The 22,296-nt window shown below is 46.9% G+C and carries 23 protein-coding genes; 13 read left to right on the forward strand and 10 right to left on the reverse strand.

Annotation, left to right across the window (positions count from 1 at the left end; all coding sequences use genetic code 11):
• Nucleotides 1-225: 225 nt before the first annotated feature.
• Complete coding sequence (locus OIM59_RS02280; protein WP_022352772.1) at nucleotides 226-1,965, reverse strand: glutamine--tRNA ligase/YqeY domain fusion protein; 1,740 nt, start codon at nucleotides 1,963-1,965, stop codon at nucleotides 226-228.
• 461 nt (nucleotides 1,966-2,426) lie between these two features.
• Here OIM59_RS02280 and OIM59_RS02285 point away from each other — a divergent pair, with 461 nt between their 5' ends.
• The 4 genes from OIM59_RS02285 (at nucleotide 2,427) to OIM59_RS02300 (ending at nucleotide 5,505) form a co-directional block, all read left to right on the forward strand.
• Nucleotides 2,427-3,701 carry a replication-associated recombination protein A gene (locus tag OIM59_RS02285; RefSeq protein ID WP_299174037.1) on the forward strand — a complete coding sequence of 425 codons (1,275 nt, stop codon included), beginning with the start codon at nucleotides 2,427-2,429 and terminating at the stop codon, nucleotides 3,699-3,701.
• A 26-nt stretch (nucleotides 3,702-3,727) separates the two neighbouring features.
• On the forward strand, nucleotides 3,728-4,687 hold the full coding sequence (locus tag OIM59_RS02290; RefSeq protein ID WP_299174034.1) for a D-2-hydroxyacid dehydrogenase: 960 nt from the start codon (nucleotides 3,728-3,730) through the stop codon (nucleotides 4,685-4,687).
• Nucleotides 4,688-4,700: 13 nt separating this feature from the next.
• Entirely contained in the window at nucleotides 4,701-5,168 is a 468-nt protein-coding gene (locus tag OIM59_RS02295; protein ID WP_299174031.1) for a C-GCAxxG-C-C family protein, read from the forward strand.
• A 133-nt stretch (nucleotides 5,169-5,301) separates the two neighbouring features.
• Complete coding sequence (locus OIM59_RS02300) at nucleotides 5,302-5,505, forward strand: winged helix-turn-helix domain-containing protein (RefSeq protein WP_299174028.1); 204 nt, start codon at nucleotides 5,302-5,304, stop codon at nucleotides 5,503-5,505.
• A 59-nt stretch (nucleotides 5,506-5,564) separates the two neighbouring features.
• Here OIM59_RS02300 and OIM59_RS02305 read toward each other — a convergent pair whose 3' ends face one another.
• Complete coding sequence (locus OIM59_RS02305) at nucleotides 5,565-6,491, reverse strand: cation diffusion facilitator family transporter (protein WP_299174025.1); 927 nt, start codon at nucleotides 6,489-6,491, stop codon at nucleotides 5,565-5,567.
• Between the two features lie 167 nt (nucleotides 6,492-6,658).
• On the opposite strand from OIM59_RS02305, the gene OIM59_RS02310 reads away from it, so the two are divergent.
• Both OIM59_RS02310 and OIM59_RS02315 read left to right on the forward strand, forming a co-directional pair.
• The gene (locus tag OIM59_RS02310; protein WP_299174022.1) at nucleotides 6,659-6,865 is read left to right on the forward strand and encodes a hypothetical protein; all 207 of its coding nucleotides are present in this window, start codon (nucleotides 6,659-6,661) and stop codon (nucleotides 6,863-6,865) included.
• 155 nt (nucleotides 6,866-7,020) lie between these two features.
• Nucleotides 7,021-7,485, forward strand: coding sequence for a MaoC family dehydratase (locus tag OIM59_RS02315; protein WP_072541905.1), 465 nt, complete (start codon nucleotides 7,021-7,023; stop codon nucleotides 7,483-7,485).
• A 72-nt stretch (nucleotides 7,486-7,557) separates the two neighbouring features.
• Here the strand turns inward: OIM59_RS02315 and OIM59_RS02320 are convergent, their stop codons facing one another.
• From OIM59_RS02320 to OIM59_RS02340, 5 genes are read right to left on the reverse strand one after another with little or no spacing between them, the layout of a single operon-like run.
• The gene (locus OIM59_RS02320) at nucleotides 7,558-8,115 is read right to left on the reverse strand and encodes a phosphatase PAP2 family protein (protein WP_072541906.1); all 558 of its coding nucleotides are present in this window, start codon (nucleotides 8,113-8,115) and stop codon (nucleotides 7,558-7,560) included.
• Nucleotides 8,112-8,489, reverse strand: a complete 378-nt coding sequence (locus tag OIM59_RS02325; RefSeq protein ID WP_072541907.1) for a diacylglycerol kinase family protein — start codon at nucleotides 8,487-8,489, stop codon at nucleotides 8,112-8,114. The genes OIM59_RS02320 and OIM59_RS02325 overlap by 4 nt, the downstream gene beginning before the upstream one ends.
• 10 nt (nucleotides 8,490-8,499) lie before the next feature.
• Complete coding sequence (locus tag OIM59_RS02330) at nucleotides 8,500-9,258, reverse strand: exodeoxyribonuclease III (protein WP_299174015.1); 759 nt, start codon at nucleotides 9,256-9,258, stop codon at nucleotides 8,500-8,502.
• 5 nt (nucleotides 9,259-9,263) lie between these two features.
• Complete coding sequence (locus OIM59_RS02335) at nucleotides 9,264-9,971, reverse strand: porin family protein (protein ID WP_299174013.1); 708 nt, start codon at nucleotides 9,969-9,971, stop codon at nucleotides 9,264-9,266.
• Nucleotide 9,972: 1 nt separating this feature from the next.
• A complete protein-coding gene (locus tag OIM59_RS02340; protein WP_299174010.1) occupies nucleotides 9,973-11,778 on the reverse strand; it encodes a LysM peptidoglycan-binding domain-containing protein in 1,806 nt (601 codons plus the stop codon).
• A gap of 111 nt (nucleotides 11,779-11,889) precedes the next feature.
• On the opposite strand from OIM59_RS02340, the gene uvrA reads away from it, so the two are divergent.
• The 3 genes from uvrA to OIM59_RS02355 are packed head-to-tail and all read left to right on the forward strand — an operon-like array spanning nucleotide 11,890 to nucleotide 16,022.
• Nucleotides 11,890-14,739: an excinuclease ABC subunit UvrA gene (gene uvrA / locus OIM59_RS02345; RefSeq protein WP_299174008.1), complete on the forward strand. Its 2,850-nt coding sequence runs from the start codon at nucleotides 11,890-11,892 to the stop codon at nucleotides 14,737-14,739.
• Nucleotides 14,726-15,208: a Cys-tRNA(Pro) deacylase gene (gene ybaK, locus OIM59_RS02350; protein ID WP_022352787.1), complete on the forward strand. Its 483-nt coding sequence runs from the start codon at nucleotides 14,726-14,728 to the stop codon at nucleotides 15,206-15,208. The genes uvrA and ybaK overlap by 14 nt, the downstream gene beginning before the upstream one ends.
• A 28-nt stretch (nucleotides 15,209-15,236) precedes the next feature.
• Nucleotides 15,237-16,022 carry a TerB family tellurite resistance protein gene (locus tag OIM59_RS02355; RefSeq protein WP_299174005.1) on the forward strand — a complete coding sequence of 262 codons (786 nt, stop codon included), beginning with the start codon at nucleotides 15,237-15,239 and terminating at the stop codon, nucleotides 16,020-16,022.
• A gap of 178 nt (nucleotides 16,023-16,200) precedes the next feature.
• Here the strand turns inward: OIM59_RS02355 and OIM59_RS02360 are convergent, their stop codons facing one another.
• Nucleotides 16,201-16,635 (reverse strand): DUF6078 family protein, encoded by a 435-nt coding sequence (locus OIM59_RS02360; protein ID WP_299174002.1) that lies wholly within the window; start codon nucleotides 16,633-16,635, stop codon nucleotides 16,201-16,203.
• A 345-nt stretch (nucleotides 16,636-16,980) separates the two neighbouring features.
• Nucleotides 16,981-17,286, reverse strand: a complete 306-nt coding sequence (locus OIM59_RS02365; RefSeq protein WP_299173999.1) for a hypothetical protein — start codon at nucleotides 17,284-17,286, stop codon at nucleotides 16,981-16,983.
• Between the two features lie 206 nt (nucleotides 17,287-17,492).
• Here OIM59_RS02365 and OIM59_RS02370 point away from each other — a divergent pair, with 206 nt between their 5' ends.
• From OIM59_RS02370 to OIM59_RS02380, 3 genes are all read left to right on the forward strand, one after another.
• Nucleotides 17,493-18,362 (forward strand): helix-turn-helix domain-containing protein, encoded by an 870-nt coding sequence (locus tag OIM59_RS02370; protein WP_299173996.1) that lies wholly within the window; start codon nucleotides 17,493-17,495, stop codon nucleotides 18,360-18,362.
• Nucleotides 18,363-18,462: 100 nt separating this feature from the next.
• Nucleotides 18,463-18,915 carry a Crp/Fnr family transcriptional regulator gene (locus OIM59_RS02375; RefSeq protein WP_299173994.1) on the forward strand — a complete coding sequence of 151 codons (453 nt, stop codon included), beginning with the start codon at nucleotides 18,463-18,465 and terminating at the stop codon, nucleotides 18,913-18,915.
• 77 nt (nucleotides 18,916-18,992) lie between these two features.
• Nucleotides 18,993-19,421: a DUF4405 domain-containing protein gene (locus OIM59_RS02380; protein WP_299173991.1), complete on the forward strand. Its 429-nt coding sequence runs from the start codon at nucleotides 18,993-18,995 to the stop codon at nucleotides 19,419-19,421.
• Nucleotides 19,422-19,429: 8 nt separating this feature from the next.
• Here the strand turns inward: OIM59_RS02380 and OIM59_RS02385 are convergent, their stop codons facing one another.
• Nucleotides 19,430-20,623 (reverse strand): dicarboxylate/amino acid:cation symporter, encoded by a 1,194-nt coding sequence (locus OIM59_RS02385; protein WP_299173988.1) that lies wholly within the window; start codon nucleotides 20,621-20,623, stop codon nucleotides 19,430-19,432.
• 116 nt (nucleotides 20,624-20,739) lie between these two features.
• Between OIM59_RS02385 and OIM59_RS02390 the strand changes: the two genes are divergently transcribed.
• Entirely contained in the window at nucleotides 20,740-22,293 is a 1,554-nt protein-coding gene (locus OIM59_RS02390; protein ID WP_072541913.1) for a carbon-nitrogen hydrolase family protein, read from the forward strand.
• The last annotated feature ends 3 nt before the right edge of the window (nucleotides 22,294-22,296 follow it).

Here is a 22,296-nt window from a genome sequence, read left to right on the forward strand (position 1 = left end):
CCGCTGGATGTATGTCCGGCGGTTTTTTTGTGCGGTATTTTTGTCTCTTTTTGCATGCGGAAAAACGCACTTGCGTTTTATTCAAAACGTCGAAGCGTTTGAAGTAAAACGCCCTTGCGTTTGAGTCCAAACACAAGGGTGTTTTTTCAGGCGCTTCAAGAGCCTTCCAAAATCTTCGGAAACCTTCGGAAATCTACACTTTTCCAGGGGCTTAGAAGACTACTTTTATTTGTTGATCTTGCTCCATGTATCTTTTAATGATACGGTGCGGTTGAACACCAAGTGTTCCGGAGTAGAATCTTTATCTACGTTGAAGTAACCGATACGCTGGAACTGCAGGTAGTCGAGCGGTTTGGCATCGGCCAGGAATTTCTCGACGTAACATTCGTGCAGTACCTTCAATGAATCCGGATTGATCATTTCCTGCATTGCTTCCAGTGCGGAGCATCCTTTGGCTTCGCGGATGGCAGCCATTTCGTCGCGTGGATTTTCTACCTTCCACAAGCGGTCGTACAAACGTACTTCTGCTTTCAGACAGTGGTTGCAGCTTACCCAATGGAGGGTTCCTTTCACCTTGCGGTTGGCTTCCGGCATGCCGCTCTTCGTGTTCGGGTCGTATTCTGCATAGACTTCCACCACGTTTCCGTTTTCGTCTTTCTTGCAGCCCGTACATTTTACGATGTAGGCGTTTTTCAGGCGGACTTCCTGTCCCGGGGTCATACGGAAATATTTTTTCGGTGCATTTTCCATGAAGTCGTCGCGTTCCATCCAAAGCTCACGGCTGAATTCAATGGTATGTGTACCGGCACTCAGGTCTTCCGGATTGTTGATGGCTTCCATTTCTTCCACCTTTCCTTCCGGATAGTTGGTCAGAATCAGTTTCACCGGATTCAGCACGGCAGACACACGGGTGGAACGTACGTTCAGGTCTTCACGTACGGCACTTTCCAGCAGGGCGAAATCGTTCAGTGCGTCGTAAGTGGTATAGCCGATTTTGTCGATGAACTTGCGAATGGATTCCGGAGAATAACCGCGGCGGCGGAATGCGCAGATGGTCGGCATTCGGGGGTCATCCCATCCGTCTACCAGTCCCTCTTTCACCAGCGTCAGCAGGTTGCGTTTGCTCATCAGCGTATAGCTCAGGTTCAGTTTGTTGAACTCATACTGGTGCGGGCGGTTGTCGTTCAGGTCTTTGCCCTCTTTCACCCAGTCGACGAACAGGTCGTACAGCGGGCGGTGTACCACGAATTCCAGTGTACACAGTGAGTGGGTCACGCCTTCAAAATAGTCGCTCTGTCCGTGTGCGAAGTCGTACATCGGATAAGCCTTCCATTTGTCACCCGTACGGTGGTGTGGCGTTTTTACCACACGGTAGATAATCGGGTCGCGGAAGTGCATGTTCGGGTTGGCCATGTCAATCTTGGCACGCAACACCATCTTGCCTTCCTCAATTTCTCCGGCATTCATTTTCTGGAACAGCTCCAGGCTTTCTTCTATGGGGCGGTTACGGTAAGGGCTTTCCGTTCCAGGCTGAGTAGGAGTACCTTTCTGGGCGGCGATTTCTTCCGAAGTCTGCTCATCCACGTATGCTTTTCCTTCCTTAATCAGACGGATGGCGAAGTCCCAAAGCTGCTGGAAATAGTCGGATGCATAATATTCGTGTCCCCACTGGAATCCGAGCCACTGGATGTCTTCCTTGATGGCTTCTACGTATTCCACATCTTCCTTGGTGGGGTTGGTGTCATCAAAACGCAGGTTGCACACGCCGCCGTAGCGCTGGGCTATTCCGAAGTCCAGGCAGATGGCTTTTGCATGTCCGATGTGCAGGTATCCGTTGGGCTCAGGCGGAAAACGGGTCTGTATTCTTCCGCCGTTTTTACCTTCCTGTAAGTCTTTCTCTACAATTTGTTCAATGAAATTCAGACTCTTCTTTTCTGAATTTTCAGTCGTATTTATCTCTGTCATACGGAAACTTTTTATTTTTTCTTTTATGGTTGCAAAAATAGTAAAAATAATCACCGTGTGAATAAATGGGGAAAATATTTCTGCAAATGGATGCGTTTTACTTAATTTTGCTTATCTTTGTAAGAGCGCAAGGATGCATGTTGTTAATAATGGCAAATGAAAGAAAATGAAAAAAAACGCAGAATGTGTTTTATGACATGTTTTTTTATTTGGTTACCTGAAAAAAACGCCGCATCTTTGTGCCGTTATCCTGAAAACAATCTTTTTACCTTAAGAAAAAAAACTAATACCTATTGAAAACTTAAAAAGGCCCTTTGTGAAAAGCGCCTTTTTTTTTGTCCTTACGTTTCTGTTTCATTTTTGTTTCGGTGCAGTTTTTTTAAGGTAGTGGAAAAAGTTTTGTTTGCGGATTTGTCGGAAACTTTCTGTAACTTTGAACAATATTTAATTGAATCATAAATATGGCACAACCATTGGCTGAAAGGATGCGTCCGAAGACGCTGGATGAATATATAGGTCAGAAACACCTGGTGGGCGAAGGAGCCGTGTTGCGCAGGATGATTGAGGCGGGGCGGATTTCTTCGTTTATTCTGTGGGGACCTCCGGGAGTGGGGAAAACCACACTGGCACAGATTGTGGCCAACCGGCTGGAAGTACCTTTTTATACGCTGAGTGCGGTGACTTCGGGAGTGAAGGAGGTGCGCGAGGTGATTGAGAAGGCCAAGGCCAACCGTTTTTTCTCGCAGCAGAGTCCTATTCTGTTTATTGATGAAATCCATCGTTTCAGCAAGTCGCAGCAGGATTCCTTGCTGGGGGCGGTCGAAACGGGTACGGTGACGCTGATTGGCGCCACCACGGAGAATCCTTCGTTCGAGGTCATCCGTCCGTTGTTGTCGCGCTGCCAACTGTATGTGTTGAAGTCGCTGGACAAGGACGATTTGCTGGAACTGGTGCATCATGCCCTGGAAAAGGATGCGGTGCTGAAGGAACGGAAGGTGGAGCTGAAGGAGACGGATGCCATGCTTCGTTATTCGGGAGGCGATGCCCGCAAGTTGTTGAACATCCTGGAGCTGGTCATCGAGTCGGAAGGTGAGGACCCGGTAGTCATTACGGATGAGAAGGTAGTGGCTTGCCTGCAACAAAACCCGCTGGCCTACGACAAGGAGGGGGAAATGCATTACGACATTATCTCCGCTTTCATCAAGTCGATTCGGGGAAGCGATCCCGACGGGGCTTTATACTGGCTGGCCCGGATGGTGGAGGGAGGCGAAGACCCGGCTTTCATTGCCCGCCGCCTGGTGATTTCGGCTTCGGAGGATATCGGCCTGGCTAATCCCAATGCCTTGCTGCTGGCCAATGCGGCTTTTGAGGCAGTGATGAAAATCGGCTGGCCCGAGGGTAGGATTCCCTTGGCGGAGGCTACGGTGTATTTGGCCACGAGCCCGAAGAGCAATTCGGCGTATGAAGGCATTAATTCAGCCTTGCAGCTGGTGCGCGAAACGGGTAATCTGCCGGTACCGCTTCATTTGCGTAACGCACCTACCCAGCTGATGAAACAGTTGGGCTATGGAAAGGACTATAAGTATGCCCATGCATATAAAGGGAACTTCGTAAAGCAGGATTTTCTGCCGGACGAAATCCGGACACAACGTCTGTGGCATGCGCAGGAGAATCCTTCAGAGCAGAAAATGAAGGACCGGATGGTTGGACTATGGGGAGAACGTTTTAAAGAATAAGCAATATAATAAAGGAGGATAAAAAGATGAAGATTGTCGTTTTAGACGGATATACATTGAACCCGGGCGATTTGTCCTGGGAGGATTTGAAAGCATTGGGTGAACTCACCGTGTACGAACGGACGGCTCCCAAGGAGGTGCTGAAACGTGCTGCCGGTGCGGAGGTGCTGTTCACCAATAAAGTGGTACTGGATGCGGATACGATTGAAAAACTGCCGGATTTGAAATACATCGGTGTGCTGGCTACCGGATATAATATTGTAGATATCGAAGCGGCATCCCGTCGGGGAGTGGTCGTGACGAACATTCCGGCATATAGCACGAAGTCGGTGGCGCAGATGGCCTTTGCCCATATCCTGAACATCGTACAGCGGACGGGACATTATGCCGAAGAAGTGCAGAACGGTAAGTGGAGCGGGCAGTCGGACTTTTGTTTCTGGGATACGCCGCTACATGAACTCGACGGGAAGAAGATGGGAATCATCGGTTTCGGTAATACCGGCCGGGCCACAGCCCGCATTGCCGTCAGCTTCGGACTGGATGTGTATGCCTATACCAGCAAATCAGCGATGGAACTTCCTTCGGATGTGCATAAATGCCCTTCACTGGACGAACTGTTCCGCAAATGCGATATTGTGAGCTTGCATTGTCCGTTGGCAGAAGACACCCGTGAACTGGTGGATGCCCGTAAGCTGAGCCTGATGAAGCCGACCGCCATTCTGATTAATACAGGCCGTGGCGGACTGGTCAACGAACAGGATTTGGCAGATGCCTTGAACGGGGGTAAGATTGCGGCTGCCGGTCTGGATGTGCTTTCTTCCGAACCGCCCCGTGCCGACAACCCGTTGCTGAAGGCACGTAATTGTTACATAACTCCTCATCAGGCCTGGGCTACCAGTGAGGCACGTGTCCGTCTGATGAATCTTGCAGTAAACAACCTGAGGGCTTTCATGGAAGGTCGTCCGGTGAATGTGGTATCAAAATGAAATGGAATGACGTATGACTAAGGAAGAACGTATAGAAAAGGCAGTCAGCCTGTTTAAGGAAGGATATAACTGCTCACAGTCGGTGGTGGGAGCATACGCTGATATGTATGGGTTTACGTTTGAGCAGGCGATACATATTTCAGCTTCATTTGGCGGGGGGATAGGCCGGATGCGTGAAACTTGTGGAGCGGCTTGCGGCATGTTCCTGCTGGCCGGGTTGGAACGGTGTGCCAAGGACGGAGCCGACCGCGAAGGAAAGTCAGCCAATTACAAGCTGGTACAGGAACTGGCCGGGAAGTTCAAGGAGGAGTGTGGGACACTTCGTTGCGCCGATTTGTTGGGACTTTCTAAAAAAGAACCTATTGTTTCTACACCGGAAGCCCGTACTCCGCAGTATTATGCCAAGCGTCCATGTGTTCGTATGGTGGAAACAGCAGCGAAAATTTGGGGAGATTTCTTGGAAAATGAAGGAAAATTGTAATAAGATACGCTTTTCTCAGTTTTAAAATGAAAGTTTCTAGTTTTTCTTTATGCATTTATCTTGTTTTTTGTTAAATTTGCTCCCGGTTTGAAAACGTCAATTGAGGATGTTTAATTATAAAAGCAAAAAGATTATGTTAAAAGAAAAAGCGGGTGTCATTGCCGGACAAATCTGGGAGGCACTGAATGAAACAGAAGGCAAAACTCAGAAGCAACTGAAAAAGGAAATTAAATTGAAAGCAGACAAAGATTTGTTTCTTGGATTAGGCTGGTTGCTGAGAGAGGATAAGATTGAAACAAGTGAAGTGGACGGAGAATTGTTTGTAAGACTGAAATAATTCTTTCAAGAAATAAAAAATGCGCCGAAGGAGACAACTCTTCTCGGCGCATTTTTTATTTAGTGGGATGTTTGTTTGTAGCATCCTTCCGAGGTGTCGCAGCAGGGGGCATCCGATGTTTCAAACTCAATGGTGGAATGAGTAATGCCATAGGTGGAGAAGAGCTGTTTCAGCTCATGTTTGGTGGCTTCCATATCCGAAAGATGACGGACTACGATGTGAAGAGTAGCGGCATTTTCGGTGGTGCTGACGGCCCAGATGTGTAAATGGTGCCAGCTGTCAACGCCGGGAGTCTGTCCGATGGCTGTTTCCAGTTTTTCCAGCTGGATTTGTTCGGGTACGGCATCCAGGCACAGGTAAAGGCTTTCCTTGAGCAGTCTCCAGGTAGAAATCAGGATGATAAGGGCTATGGCCATACCGATGAAGGCATCGATGAGGTAACATTGTGTGACACTGATGAGGATGCCCGATACGACAACTCCTACGGAGACCAGCGTATCCATGGCCATGTGCAGGAAGGCACCTTTGATATTCAAGTCGTTTTTCTGACCTTTCATCAGCAGCAGAGCGGTAGCCCCATTAATCAGTATACCCACACCGGCTGTCCATGATATCGCTTCGCCGGAGATAGGGGTGCTACTTTTCAGTTTGTAGATACTTTCAATCAGGATACCCCCCACGGCAATCAGCAGAATGACGGCATTGACCAGCGAGACCAGTACGGTGCTCTTTTTGTATCCGTAGGTGAAGTGGCTGTTTCCTTTCCGGGTGGCCATCCGGATGGCGAAGAGTGAAAGCAGGAGACTGAACACGTCGCTCAGGTTGTGGCCGGCGTCAGAAAGCAGTCCCAGTGAATGATAGGCAAATCCGATGCCTGCCTCTACGATGACGAACAGCAGGTTTAGCAGAATGCAGACAATGAGTGTAGTGCCCACGGATTCTATGACGTGATGATGTGCGTGGGCGTGTGAATGAACATGTGACATAAGTAATTTGTTTTATTTTGACTGCGAAGTTAAGTTCTTTTCTTCTATCTTGTACTCTGTGTGTAATAATAACAACTTGGTTGCAGGAAGAGGTTGAAAACGAGGCTGGCTTCGGGTGGTTTCACCGGAAACCTTTATTTTTGTAGTTAATCAAAAAGAGAAAAGAAATGAAGAAATTGGTATGTCCGCAGTGCAAGATAGCGGCAATGTATGTGAAGAATGCGGCAGAAGAGCGCAGGCTGGTGTATGTGACTTCAGAGGGAGAAGTCGTTCCGAAAAAGGAAGGTGAATCGCTTGAAGGTTTTAATCTGGAAGAAGTGTTTTGCTTGGGTTGTTCATGGCATGGCTCTCCGAAACGTATGGTGAAGTATTGAGTGACGTGTCATACATTTTTTACCTAAGTAAATCAGAGAAATAGTCTATTTATCGTGAAGTATAGTCTATTTTATTTTGGGTGGAAAATGAAAGAAATAAGAAAATATACTTATCTTTGTCTATATTTTATGCTTTTTAAAGAATAACGATAAGTATGGACAAAGTAATTATTAACTCTTACGAAGAATTTGAGAAGTTGGTAGGCCAGCAGATTGGCGTATCCGACTGGCTGGAAATTCCACAGGAACGTATCAATCAGTTTGCCGATGCTACACTGGATCATCAGTGGATTCATGTAGATACGGAGCGTGCAAAGGTAGAAAGTCCTTACAAGAGTACGATTGTACATGGTTACCTGACCCTTTCATTGCTTCCTTATCTGTGGAATCAGATTATCGAGGTGAACAATCTGAAAATGATGGTGAACTATGGAATGGACAAGATGAAATTCGGACAGGCGGTATTGTCCGGACAAAGTGTACGTCTGGTTGCCACTTTGCATTCATTGGTCAATCTGCGCGGAGTAGCAAAGGCTGAAATCAAGTTCTCTATCGAAATCAAGGACCAGAAGAAAAAAGCACTGGAAGGTATTGCTACTTTCTTGTACTATTTCAATTAATACCTTATTATAAGGAAAGCTATTGCGGAAGTGAGCGGCTTCATGCCAGTTGCTTACTTCCGTTTTTTTTGTTTAAAATTTCAGTGAGGCATAGAATCCGCAATATCCGTCGCCTGCCATGGGACTGATTGCCAAATCATGTTTCTGGGCGAACGGACGGGTAAAAATATAGGAACTTCCTACACCGATGGCAGCCCCTGCAGCCACATCCCACCAGTCATGTTTTTTTCCGTACACCCGGCTCCAGCCTACATACGTAGATACGACATAAGCCGGCAAGCCCCATTTCCAGCCGTAGCGTCGCTGGATAAAGGAAGCGGCGGTAAAAGAAACGGAGGTGTGCATGGAGGGGAACGAATGGTTGTCGCTATGGTCGGGCCGTTCCTTCTTGACCGCATATTTCAGTGCGTAGGTCACTCCCAGAGTGGTGATTCCGGCCAAGGCTCCTTGCTGCAATCCTTTCCAATCCTTTTGTATTAGAATGGCGGTCAGTCCGGCTACGGGCAGTAACACGGCTCCTATATCGCCGGAAGTACGGACTGCTTTTCGTGATTCACTGATTTCGAGCTGTTGGGCATGAAGGGATACAGTGAGACAGAGAGCTGTCAGGAAAAGTATAAGCTGTTTCATAACAAAAGAAGAATTTTAGGAACGAAGATGATGAGCCCGACGATAGCAGCACCGATAGCCAGAATCAATACGGCTCCGGCAGCCAGGTCTTTGGTACGTTTGATGGCTTCGTTGTAACCGGGAGAAACCAAGTCGGCCAGTGCCTCGATGGAAGAATTGACGGCTTCTGCCGCCAATACCATGGCGATGGCGAATACAATGGCAATCCATTCGATGGATGATAGCCCGATGAGCCATCCGGCTATCGTGACACATACAGCGGCAAAACAATGAATCCACGCATTGTGTTCATGGGCAATGAGCAGACGGATGCCGTTGCCGGCAAACTTAAAGCTCCGCAACCGTTTTCGTAAAGTGAATCCTTCGTTCTTCATCTCATAAAACTTAAATTTCGACAGTGACTTCCACAGGGCAGTGGTCAGAACCGAATATTTCGGTATGTATTTTAGCTCCCTTCAATTTGTCGGAAAGGCTGGCCGAGGCCAGAAAATAATCGATACGCCACCCGGCATTCTTTTCGCGTGCCTTAAAACGGTAAGACCACCAAGAGTAGATGTTGGTCTGGTCGGGATAGAAATGACGGAAGGTATCGACGAATCCGGCATCCAGCAGCTGCTGGAATTTCTCGCGTTCCTGATCGGTAAATCCGGCGTTCATCCGGTTGGTTTTGGGATTCTTCAGGTCAATTTCCTTATGGGCCACATTCAAGTCGCCGCATACCAGTACCGGTTTTATTTGGTCGAGTTTTTGTAAATATGCCCGGAAGTCATCGTCCCAAGTCATGCGGTAGTCCAGGCGTTTCAGTCCGTCCTGCGAATTGGGGGTATAGACCGTTACCAGGAAAAATTTTTCCATTTCCAAAGTAATGACACGGCCTTCATGGTCGTGTTCGTCAATTCCCAGACCATAAGTCACTTGTAGGGGTTGGTGACGGGTAAAAATAGCCGTGCCGGAATAGCCTTTCTTCTCGGCATAGTTCCAGTAGGAAGTGTAGCCTTCGAAAGAAAGGTCAAGCTGCCCTTCCTGCATTTTAGTTTCTTGCAGGCAGAAGAAATCGGCATCAAGCTGGTTGAATACATCGCGGAAACCTTTGTCGCAGCAGGCACGCAGTCCGTTTACGTTCCAAGATATCAGTTTGATCATACGGGTTATTTTTTCAAGTCAAATAAATAGGTGAGACGTCCGCCAATATAAGAATGTGCGGAACGTGAAAAATAGTCTTTTTTACTGTTGTTATAAAAGTCGCTCAGCCCGAAATAGTAGCGGGCTTCCAGCAGGAAATGTCCGATACCGGTGCGTATTTCCACGCCTCCGCCTCCTACAATTCCGTAGTCGAATTTCCGGTCAGCAAATTTTCCATATTGTTCATCGGTACCTTGCGGACGGTTGGACGTATTCCAGGTGGAGGGGTCACTATAGAATTCTTTTTCACTTATCAGAAATCCGACCTGAGGGCCGAGGTTCAAGATGAATCGGGCTCCGTTACCTTGGTCTTTTCCGAAGGCAAGATGGGCCAGCAGAGGAATTTCTATGTAGTTCATGGCCCGGTGGTAGGTGTTGTTACTGCCATCCTCTATAACCTCTTTCCATCCTCGTTGGGAGAAGTTGATTTCGCCTTGGATACCACAAATCATCTTGAAATATTTTTCGGAGATATAGCGGATGGTGAGTCCGAATTCCGGAGCAATGAAGTTGGTCTGCTTGATGCTGGGAGTAAAGCTGACAGAGTTCAGGTTGATTCCTCCGTTGATTCCCACAGAAAGATTATGCCGTTCGTCTTGTAGCTGGGCATGGATGAATTGCGGAAGCAGGCAGAGCAGACCGCATATAAATAGGATTTGTCGGTATCTTTTCATCTTATTCAAAATCAAGTTTGATCAGTTCGTAGTTCTTGGTCAGGTGTACAAAAAAGACTTTCTGGTTGATGAATCCTCCCCAGTTGTTGACTCTTTCAAACTTGAATCCGGTCTGGATAGGGGTGACATGGACTTTATCCAGATTCTCTTCCAGTTTGTTGCCCTGTTGCGAAAGGCCTTTCAGGAAGAAATATCCCGTGTCAAAGCCCAACATGCCGTATTTGGGGAAGATGTTGGCCATGTCTTTGCTATACCAGCGGCGGTAGTTTTGGGTAAAGCGTACCGCTTCCGGGAACAGGTTGTTGGTATAGAAGGACGAATAGAAATACGTGTCCAGTTCATAGAAGCTGGCCAGATGTTCCTGCGTGTAGGTCTGCCATTCCGGATAGCCGAACAAATGCATGTTGAAAGCAGGGTGTGCACGCAACACATTGCTCAGTTGTGGAATGATTCTGGTCAGGGCACTGCTCCGTCCGGAGGTTGGAATGAAGATGTTTTCCCGAAGTGTATCCATGGCTGCAATCACTTTTTCCGGGGTAAGAGTGGCTCCTAACTGAATTTGTTTAAACTTCACACGGTTGTCTTTCAGTTCATTCTTGAGTCCGTTGATAAATTCTGTCTTGTCATTGTCTCCATTGGCTATGTCTATGAAAACAATGTTCGACCGGCTGAATTTTCGCAGAAAGTGTTCATAGACTTCTGAATAGAAATAAGACTGAGGAGTGTTGATTTGATAAATCATCGGGTTGGTGAAGACCTGATCCACTTTAGGTGCAAAAGGAATGACCAAACGTATTTTGTGACGTTTGGCAAAGTCGGATAACTGTCCTATTTGGTTTGTATGGACAGGACCGAAAATAATATCCATGTCTTGCATCTCCGGTTTATTCAAGATACTGGAAATGGTGTTTCCGCTTCCTTTGGTGTCGTAAGTGTACAGATTGATGGATACTCCCTGCCGTTTCAGACTGTCCACAGCCAGTAGAAACCCTTCGTAGTATTCTATCATCCGGCTTTGCTCTTCGGCTTTGGCATTGTTGGCAGTTGTAAACGGAAGCATGACAGCGGCTTGGATTGTTCTTAAATTTTTGGGCGCTGTCTTACTTTGATTGAAAAGTTCTTCGTTGGACGGGATGGTGACAGGCGTCGCAACTGTTTGTTTGTTGGGCCGACTGTTTTTCGGATAAGGAATAAAGAGGAACATCCCTTTCTTCAGTTTCCCGTTTTTCAGTTCTGGATTCAGTGCCAGAAGGTCTTCTTGGGTTATTCCATATTCTTGGCAGATGCTGAAAATCGTTTCTTTCCGTTCTACCTTGTGCATTTCTTTCCAGTCTTTTTGGGATGTGGCTGGAGTAGTTGTGGGGTGAGTTTCGGCCGGCTTGGAAACAGGAGCCGCAGGATTTCCTGTCGGAATGGAAATGACTTGTCCGATTCGGAAATTGCTGGCGCTCAGTCCCGGGTTGGCATCACAGATAGCCTGTGCACTGACATTGTACTTTACGGTCAGCTGATACAACGTTTCTCCTGCTTGTATGGTATGAAAAGTGCCGTTTTCGCCGGAAGAAGTATGGCTTGCCTGTGGTATCTTCAGAGATTCACCGGCCCGGATTTGTTTGTCGCTTCCCGGATTCAGGCGTACAATGTCGTCTACTGTCACATGATACATGCTTGCTATGGAATAAAGGCTTTGTCCCTTACTTACTGTATGTAGAAAATAATTATTGTTCCCGTTTTGTGCGTGGAGGGCCGTTATGGCACTTCCAATGGTGAATGCCAGTACAAGACACGCTATTTGAAAGAATCTCATGGTCATTTATATGATTTGTTGAGTGGCAAAAGTACAAAAAAAATTGCATTGTAGGATGAAAATGGAAAAGTAAATATCTCTATCTTTGCAAAGATATCATTGAAGGATTATATGACTGAAGGAACTGAAACGATTTGTGTGCAGGGAGCCCGGGTACACAACTTGAAAAATATAGATGTAGAAATTCCCCGTGATAGTTTGACGGTGATAACCGGATTAAGTGGAAGTGGAAAATCGTCCTTGGCCTTCGACACCTTGTTTGTGGAAGGGCAGCGGCGTTACATAGAGACCTTTTCGGCGTATGCCCGTAATTTCCTGGGGGGAATGGAACGTCCGGATGTGGATAAGATTACGGGACTGAGTCCGGTGATTTCCATCGAGCAGAAGACGACCAATAAGAATCCACGTTCTACGGTAGGAACCACTACGGAAATATATGATTATCTGCGTTTGTTGTTCGCGCGGGCAGGCACGGCTTATTCGTATCTGTCGGGAGAGAAGATGGTGAAGTACACCGAAGAGCAGATTCTGGATTTGATTCACCGGGATTATAAGGGAAAACGAATTTTTATTCTGGCTCCTTTGGTGCGGACACGTAAAGGACATTATAAGGAGTTGTTCGAGCAGGTGCGCAAGAAGGGTTACCTTTATGTACGGGTGGACGGTGAGATTAAGGAGATTGTTCACGGTATGAAACTGGACCGCTACAAGAACCATGACATTGAGGTGGTGATTGATAAAACGGTGGTGACGGACAAGGAAGACAGCCGGTTGAAGCAAAGTGTGTCTACGGCCATGCAGCAGGGCGACGGCCTCCTTATGATATTGGATGCACAGACCGAGAGTGTACGCCACTATAGTAAGCGACTGATGTGTCCGGTGACAGGATTGTCCTATAAGGAACCTGCACCGCATAATTTTTCGTTCAATTCGCCACAGGGAGCATGTCCGCGTTGTAAGGGATTGGGGTATGTCAATTTGATTGACGAGGACAAGGTGATTCCCGACCGTTCGTTGTCTGTCTATGAAGGAGCAGTCGCCCCGTTGGGAAAATACAAGAATGTGATGATTTTCTGGCAGCTGGAAGCCTTGTTGGAACGTTATGAGGCCACGCTGAAAACTCCGGTAAGTGAATTGCCGGAAGATGCCATCAATGAAATCCTGTACGGATGCGATGAGCGTCTGAAAATCAAGAGTACATTGATTCATACCACTTCCGATTATTTTGTGGTGTATGAAGGTATTGTCAAGTATATCCAGATGATGCAGGAAAAGGAGGCTTCGGCTACCGCACAGAAATGGGCGGAACAGTTTGCCAAGACGGATGTGTGTCCGGAATGTAAAGGGGCACGTCTGAACAAGGAGGCTTTGCATTTCCGTATTCATGACAAGAATATTTACGAGCTGGCCACCATGGATATCAGTGAACTGTATGACTGGGTGTGTCATGTGGAGGATTTTCTGGAAGAAAAGCAACGTCTGATTGCGACGGAAATCTTGAAGGAAATACGTACCCGCTTGAAGTTCTTGCTGGATGTGGGACTGGATTATCTTTCTCTGAACCGTTCTTCGGTCACTTTGTCGGGCGGAGAGAGTCAGCGTATCCGTCTGGCCACTCAGATTGGTTCCCAGTTGGTCAATGTGCTGTATATCTTGGATGAACCCAGCATCGGGTTGCATCAGCGTGACAATATCCGGTTAATCAATTCCTTGAAAGAACTGCGGGATTTGGGAAATACTGTGATAGTGGTGGAGCATGACAAGGATATGATGCTGGCCGCAGACTACATTGTAGACATGGGGCCGAAAGCCGGTCGGTTGGGAGGAGAGGTAGTCTTTTCCGGTACTCCGGCAGAAATGCTGAAAACCGATACGCTGACCTCACAATATTTGAACGGGAAGATGAGCATTGAAGTGCCGGCGGAGCGGAGAAAGGGCAATGGGTATTCTTTGATTCTACGGGGAGCCCGTGGCAACAACCTGAAAGGGGATGATGTGGAGTTCCCATTGGGCAAGCTGATTTGCGTGACAGGCGTTTCCGGTAGTGGAAAGTCTACGTTGGTCAACGATACGTTGCAGCCGATTCTATCCCAGTATTTCTACCGTTCGTTGCAAGACCCCTTGCCGTATGACCGCATTGAGGGTTTGGAATACATTGATAAAGTGGTGAATGTGGACCAGTCTCCGCTGGGAAGAACGCCCCGTTCCAATCCGGCAACGTATACGGGCGTGTTTTCTGATATCCGTAATCTGTTTGTCGGCCTTCCGGAGGCGAAGATTCGTGGCTATAAGGCCGGGCGTTTCTCGTTTAATGTGTCGGGCGGACGATGTGAGGCTTGCGGCGGGAACGGTTACAAGACTATCGAGATGAATTTCCTGCCGGATGTGCTGGTGCCGTGTGAGGTGTGTCATGGCAAGCGCTACAACCGCGAGACGCTGGAAGTGCGCTACAAGGGAAAGTCCATTGCCGATGTGTTGGATATGACCATCAACCGTGCGGTGGAATTTTTCGAGAATGTACCGCAGATTCTGAATAAAATCAAGGTGTTGCAGGAAGTAGGACTCGGTTATATCAAGTTGGGGCAACCTTCCACGACCTTGTCGGGAGGGGAAAGCCAGCGCGTGAAACTGGCTACGGAACTGTCGAAAAGGGACACGGGAAAGACCGTATATATTCTGGATGAACCTACCACCGGATTACACTTTGAGGATATTCGGGTGTTGATGAATGTGCTGAACCGTTTGGTGGACAAAGGAAATACGGTTATCGTGATAGAGCATAATCTGGATGTCATTAAAATGGCAGACTATATTATTGATATGGGCCCCGAAGGCGGAAAGGGAGGAGGCCAGTTGCTGGTTTGCGGCACTCCGGAAGAGGTGGCCGAATCGGGTAAAGGATATACATCAGGATTTTTGAAGGAAGAATTGAAAGGAGTGATTAAAGATGGCAAAAGATAAGATTGCAAAGACCAATGCAGCCCGTCTGTTGGATCGGGACAAGGTGAAATACGAACTGGTTCCATACGAGGTCGACGAGAACGACTTGAGTTGTGTGCATGTGGCTGCCACATTGGGAGAGAATATCGAACAGGTGTTCAAAACACTGGTTTTGCAGGGAGATAAATCGGGCTATTTTGTTTGTGTGGTTCCGGGGGAACATGAAATCGACCTGAAAATGGCGGCCAAGATTTCCGGAAACAAGAAATGCGACTTGATACCCATGAAAGAACTGCTTCCGCTTACGGGGTACATCCGTGGGGGATGCTCTCCCATCGGAATGAAGAAACATTTCCCCACTTACATCCATCACACTTGCAATGATTTTCCTTATATCTACGTCAGTGCAGGAGTGAGAGGGTTGCAGGTGAAGCTGGCTCCGGCCGATTTGATTAAAGTGAGCCAGGCAGAAGTGTGTACATTGTTTTAAGATAGTAGAATAATAGAATCAATCGTTTATGGGATACGGAAAATGGATTGGGGGAATCATGGGATTCATGACCATGGGACCTCTGGGGGCCTTGGCGGGATTTGCCATCGGCTCTTTGTTTGACAAAAGTGTGGCTGCACAGAATGAAATGGGAGAGACTTCCGGAACTTATACGCAGGAGGATATTTATGCCGGGCAGCGTAACAGTTTCTTGTTCTCCATGCTGGTCATGGCTTCGTATATTATTCGTGCAGACGGTCGCATCATGCACAGTGAGATGGAATTTGTACGTCAGTTCCTGCGGGTTAATTTTGGTGTCAATGCAGTGGACGAGGGTGAACGTATTTTGCTGAATCTGTTTGAACAGCGCAAGCAGATGGAGCGGAATGACCCTTCTGCGTTTCGTCGTACCATCCGGGAATGTGGGGCGCAGATTGCTGCCAATTTGACCTATGAACAGCGTCTGCAGTTGCTCGATTTCTTGGTAAAGATTGCCCAGAGTGACGGCAATGTGTGTCAGGCAGAGATTGACGCGCTGAAGGAAGTAGCTCAGTCCATGCAGTTGTCTTTACAGGAAGTGGATTCCATGCTGAACCTGAAGGGCAATTCACTGGAGGATGCCTACAAGGTGCTGGAAATCGAACCTACCGCTTCGGACGAAGAAGTACGCAAGGCTTATCGCAGTCTCGTGTTGAAGCATCATCCTGACCGCGTGGCTACGTTGGGGGAAGACATCCGGAAAGCTGCCGAAGAAAAACTCCAGCGCATCAATGATGCGAAGGAGCGGATTTTCAAGGCACGTGGTATGAAATAAATGCAAGAAAGGTCTGCCTCGTTTTTTACATTGGCAGGCCTTTCTTGTGCTTTTTTATTAGATTGATAAACAGAATTATTATGCTTTGCGAGTACTGCCTAAGGAGTACCGCAGTACTTCCTTTGCAGTACTGGGGTACTTTCCTGCCAGTACTGCAGTACTTTCGGGGAAGTACTGGCTAATCGTACCAGTTGAGTTCGTCTTCCTTCAGGTCGAATTCCAAGTTGTCTGTCACTCCAGCCTGCTTCAAGGCCTTGCGGATGATTTCCTGTTCCTTGGGAGGCAGTTTTCTTTCCCCTCTTCTTCTTTCAAAATAAGGATTTCGTCCGAAGTGGGCAATCAGGATATTCATGAATTTCTGGTATTGGTCGGGGTACATTTGCTTTTTCATTTGGCTGAAACCGCGCATGTAGGTCACCGGAGTGGCATCGCGGTAGTACGGGCAGGAAGTATCTTTGGTGCATCGTGCGGGATTGGCCAGGTGCAGGAATGCCTCCCGTTCCAGCAGTACCGGATAGGCAAGCTGGCGCAGGCAATTGGAAGCGCAGGTACAGTCAGTATGTAAGCAGATGGAAAAACTGGCCGGAGCCTCTTTGTAAGGATTCTTTTTCATAAGTATGTTTTTTAGCTTGAGCTGATAACAAACTTACGGAAAATCTCTGGAATAACCGCTGAATTACACCAGATTAATACAACAGAATTTGATTATTAGAGGGTTCGGAGAAAATTGCAGAATGTTTCATTTTGCGGCGTTCTGCGCAGCATTACCGAAAGTCCTTACCGAGTGGTTCAAAGAACAGTCTGATAAACTATTCACATCAATAAGGAAGAAACCGATATTTTTACAATAGGGGAAGAAGATAAGTTTATAATATTGAGCGTTTTAACGGAGGACAAACCGAAGACAGACACTCTCAATATGTAGCTGCCTTCAGTTCGTTTTTGTTTTGCTTCAGACTCAACCTACCACACTGTAGATTCTTACGTTCGGGTCACTCTGGAAGTAAGGCTTCAACTCTACGAACACATCTTGTGTGAACAAGTCAGACTTCAGGTAGTTCTCGGCGTCAGCTGCGGAAACGAACCCGTGGAGCACCTGTACATCATTCTCGCGCACAAGAAGCTGCTTGCTAGTCGCCCCGTGGATGCCGTCCAAGAACGGCTGGCGATATTTGTTGTACACTGCTGCGGCTGCCGTGCGGTCGCTTTCTTTGATGTTCATGGTGATTTGCAGGAATGCACCTGTCTTCTTTTCTGTTGCCATATCTTTTGTTTTTTTATTAGACACTGCAAAGTTAGCTTGCAGCAGGCATACGTGCGGTGTCCATTTGGGAAAATGAATGGTAAATTCAGGCATCAAAATATAAAGACGTTATCTGTCTTCCCAAATTTACCCTATTTCTTTTCGTTTTTTCCTATTGAAAAACTTAATATGTTACCTTTGCACATAGAAAATTAACGTACAGGAGTATGAAAAGAGAAGTGTTCACCCAATACGATTTAGATTCCGTCTCGCAGATGCAGTTTGAGATGACGGAACTTTCCCGGCTTTTTGCCGAAAACGGTTCTCACCCTTACGAGGCGCACATACACAGTTTTTATCAGATAATATGGTTCCGGAAAGGGACGGGCGTGCATTATGTGGATTTCAAGGAATATCCGGTGGCGGACAACACGATGTTTTTCATCTCCCCCGGGCAAATCCATTACTTCGAGACTGGCAGACAGGTGGAAGGCGTTGTTATACATTTTAATGAAAGTTTCCTATCGGACGAGGGAAGTAGCGAGAACGTCTTTCTGAAATACAATGTGTTCAATGCGTTCGACGCTTCGCCCTACTATCTCATCCGCCGGGAGAACGCAGGGAAACTGGCACTTCTCGTAAATGAAATGGAGGAAGAAATACGCAATGAGGGACTTTTTGCGCACAGCGATTTATTGAAGTACCTCATCAAGATGTTGTTGATTTACGTGCAGCGGACAGGAGAAAGGGGACACGGGCTACCACTGTGTATCAACAATGCCGCCAACCGCACCTTCGTCCGCTTCCGCCAGTCGTTGGAACATCATTACCGCTCGATGCATACGGTGAAGGAATATGCCGCCCACCTGAACGTGTCCACCAAGACGCTGACTAATTGCGTGTATGAAAGTTCGCACAGCACACCGCTTGCGCTCATAAACGATCGCATTGTACTGGAAGCCAAGCGCCAGTTGCTTCATTCCAGCCTGAAAGTGAAGGAAATCGCCTTTCAGCTTGGCTTCGAGGACCCGTCTTATTTCATCAAGTTCTTCAAGCGGTATGTGGGCTGTCTGCCGGCCGAATTTAGAGAACAGTAAATATCATATGTAAAACAGATTTGATGAAAGAAATGTCAGATAATATATTTTTAATGTAAAAGAAATTGAAGCCCTATCCATTCCGTCTAAAACGGTATTATTGGAAGAGGGTAAGATTGCGAATGAGATATACCTTATCCGCAAAGGATGTCTAAGATTATTTTTCTACAATGAAGGAAAGGATATAACTTTTCAATTCTTTTTTGAAGGTGATTTTGTGTCCTCATTTGATAGTCTGTATAAAGGTACACCCAGCTTGTTCTCATTAGAAAGTATTGAGCCGTCTGAGGTCGTGTCAATTAAAAAAGAAGATTTCTATCATAAAATAGAAAGTGATCCTGCCTTGAGACTGCTATACGAGGAGAAAATTATAGAGCGATTCAGCCTTTACCAGCACTTGTTTTTGTCCCGTATCAAGAATACGCCACAACAGAGATACGAAGAATTGTTGAAGGAATACCCTACTATTGTCCAACGGGTACCGCTACATTATATCGCTTCTTATCTTGGTATTACGCCTGTTTCACTGTCCCGTATTAGAAATCGTCGTTAAACTCCATTTCTTTACAATTGTTATCATTCATTTCCGGTAAAGTAGCGATTTTTGTCACGTAATCAAAACGGAAACGTATGAAAAGAATTTTTGTAATAGATTGGATATTGATTGTTGTATTTATCGTATCTGCCATTTCAGGATTTGGTTTGCATGTGGCCGGACATGGTGGCAGTCATGTAATTTGGCATAACTGGGCTGTTTTTCATGTTTTGGGTAGTGTCTTATTTTTTGTTGCCATAATATTCCACGTGGTCACGCATCGGGGATGGTATAAAGGAATTATGCAAAAAGGAATAGGCAGAAAGAGTAAAGTTACAGTTGTCCTGTCTGTCATATTTTTATTGCTATCCGTTACGGGTCTTGCACTATTGGGTATAAATGGGGCAAACTCTCCACTTGGATTGTGGCATTATAAAATAGGAATTATAACTACAGTTATAGCTCTTGGACATGTGATAAAGCGATTGTCTGTTCTTCGTAAGTCGCTGAATTGTAGGATGTAGGCTTACGGTCAGTCTTGATGGGATGTACTGGACGTATTCGTTGTTGAATTCCCGAACCACTTGTCAATGAGCAGTGCCAAGGCTCCGTCGCCCGTTACGTTGCAGGCCGTACCGAAACTGTCCATGGCGATGTAGAGGGCAATCATCAGGGCTTGCGCGTTTTCGTCAAACCCCAGCATGGACGACAAGATGCCGAGCGAGGCCATAATGGCTCCTCCCGGTACACCCGGGGCGGCTACCATGGTGATTCCCAACATAAAGATAAATCCGGCAAACATCTGGAAATCGTAGGGAATATCCTGCATCATCATCAGGGCCAGGGCGCAGGCCACAATCTTCATGGTACTTCCCGACAGGTGGATGGTGGCACACAAGGGGATGACAAATCCGGCAATCCCTTCGCGTACACCGTTTTGTATGGTCTGTTTCAGGGTCACAGGAATGGTGGCGGCAGACGACTGGGTTCCTAAGGCGGTGAAATAGGCCGGCATCATTCTTGCCAGCAGACGGAATGGATTCTTGCGTACAAACAGTCCCGCGATGCAGTATTGGAAAATCAGCAGGAAGATGTGCAGGAGGAAGATGATGCCGATAATCTTGATAAACACTGCCAGTACGTGGAACACTTGTCCGGAGTGAGTCATGTTGAAGAAAATGCCGAAGATATAAATCGGCAACAGGGGAAGTATCACGGCTTGTATGGTCTTGACGATAATTTCCTTGAAATCGTTGCAGACGTTTTTCAGGTAGGTGGTATCCAGATGAGCCAGTCCGAGTCCGAGGGTGAAGGCCATGACGAGTGCGGTCATAACGTTGAGCGGTTCGGGTATGGCTACGGTGAAGAATGGGGTAGTTCCTTGTGCCTCACTGATTTCCGATAGTGGAATGTTTCGGGTGATGAGGCTGGGGAAGAAGGTCTCTCCCACGCCGAATGAAAGAAATCCGGAAAACAGGGTGGCTCCGTAAGCCAGCAACACGGTGGCTACCAGCATTTTTCCGGCTCCTTTCCCGATGTCGGCGATGGCCGGGGTGACCAGTCCTACAATAATCAGGGGAATGATGAAGTTCAGAAACTGGCTGAAAAGCGCGTTGAATGTCACAAAAATGCGTACCGGAAGTGCCGGCGAAACTGTACCTGCACCAATACCCAGAGCGATAGCTAGGATGATGCGGGCAAGGAGTCCTAGTTTAATTTTTTTCATGGGGCTTAGTTTTTGTCACAAAGATAGTATAATAATCCTGAATAAGCGATACACCCTACCTGAGGAAATGATTACTTTTGTGCCCGAGAAAAATAACGGACAAAATTAGTTAAATTATGGAACCGACTCAAAAGAAGATTAACAAGGTAGAGCTTCGAAATTTGCAGATTGAAGACTATGCACAGCTTGCCCAGTCGTTTACTCGCGTTTATGCAGACAAGGATGTGTTCTGGACACATGCACAAATAGAAAAACTGATTCGTATTTTCCCCGAAGGACAGATTGTAACCGTCGTGGATGACAAGATTGTGGGATGCGCACTTTCTATCATCGTGGATTATGATTTGGTCAAGGGAGACCACACGTATGCGAAGGTGACAGGAGATGAGACCTTCAGCACACACAATCCGAAAGGGAATATCCTTTATGGTATTGAAGTGTTTATCCATCCGGAATACCGGGGATTGCGCCTGGCCCGCCGAATGTATGAATATCGTAAGGAATTGTGTGAAAAATTGAATCTGAAAGCCATCATGTTCGGTGGACGTATTCCGAACTATTACAAATATGCCGACCAGATGCGTCCGAAGGAATACATCGAGAAGGTCCGTTCGCGCGAAATCTACGATCCGGTGCTGACCTTCCAGCTTTCGAATGATTTCCACGTACGTCGTGTGATGCGTAATTACCTGCCGAACGACGAGGAATCCAAGCATTGCGCTACGTTGTTGCAGTGGGATAATATTTACTATCAGCCGCCTACAGATTCGTACATTGACAAGAAGACCACAGTCAGAGTCGGGTTGGTGCAGTGGCAGATGCGTTCCTATCAGACATTGGATGACGTGTTTGAACAAGTGGAGTTCTTCATCGATGCGGTGGCCGGATACAAGAGCGACTTTGTACTTTTCCCGGAATATTTCAATGCTCCGTTGATGGCCAAATTCAACAATATGGGAGAGGCCCAGTCTATCCGTGCTTTGGCTCAATATACGGAAGATATCAGAGACCGTTTCATCAACCTGGCTATCAAGCATAACATCAATATCATCACAGGTAGTATGCCTTACGTGAAAGAGGACGGCGGACTTTATAATGTGGGATTCCTTTGCCGTCGTGATGGAACTTACGAAATGTATGAGAAGATTCATGTAACCCCCGATGAAGTGAAGAGCTGGGGGTTGAGCGGCGGTAAGAAAGTACAGACCTTTGACACCGACTGTGCCAAAATCGGTGTGCTGATTTGCTACGATGTGGAATTCCCGGAACTTTCCCGACTGATGGCCGATCAGGGCATGCAGATTCTGTTTGTGCCGTTCCTGACCGATACGCAGAACGGTTATTCACGTGTACGGGTCTGCGCACAGGCACGTGCCATTGAAAATGAATGTTTCGTGGTGATTGCCGGAAGTGTGGGCAACCTGCCTCGTGTGCACAACATGGATATCCAGTATGCCCAGTCGGGAGTCTTTACGCCGTGTGACTTTGCTTTCCCGACCGACGGAAAACGTGCGGAAGCTACTCCGAATACCGAAATGATTCTGGTTTCAGATGTAGATTTGGACTTATTGAATGAACTTCACACCTATGGTAGTGTGCGTAACCTGCGTGACCGCCGGAATGATTTGTATGAATTGCGTATGAAAAAGAACGCACAGGAAAATAATTGATAA

The sequence above is a fragment of the Bacteroides mediterraneensis genome, assembly GCF_025993685.1.
Taxonomy (GTDB): Bacteria; Bacteroidota; Bacteroidia; order Bacteroidales; family Bacteroidaceae; genus Phocaeicola; species Phocaeicola mediterraneensis_A.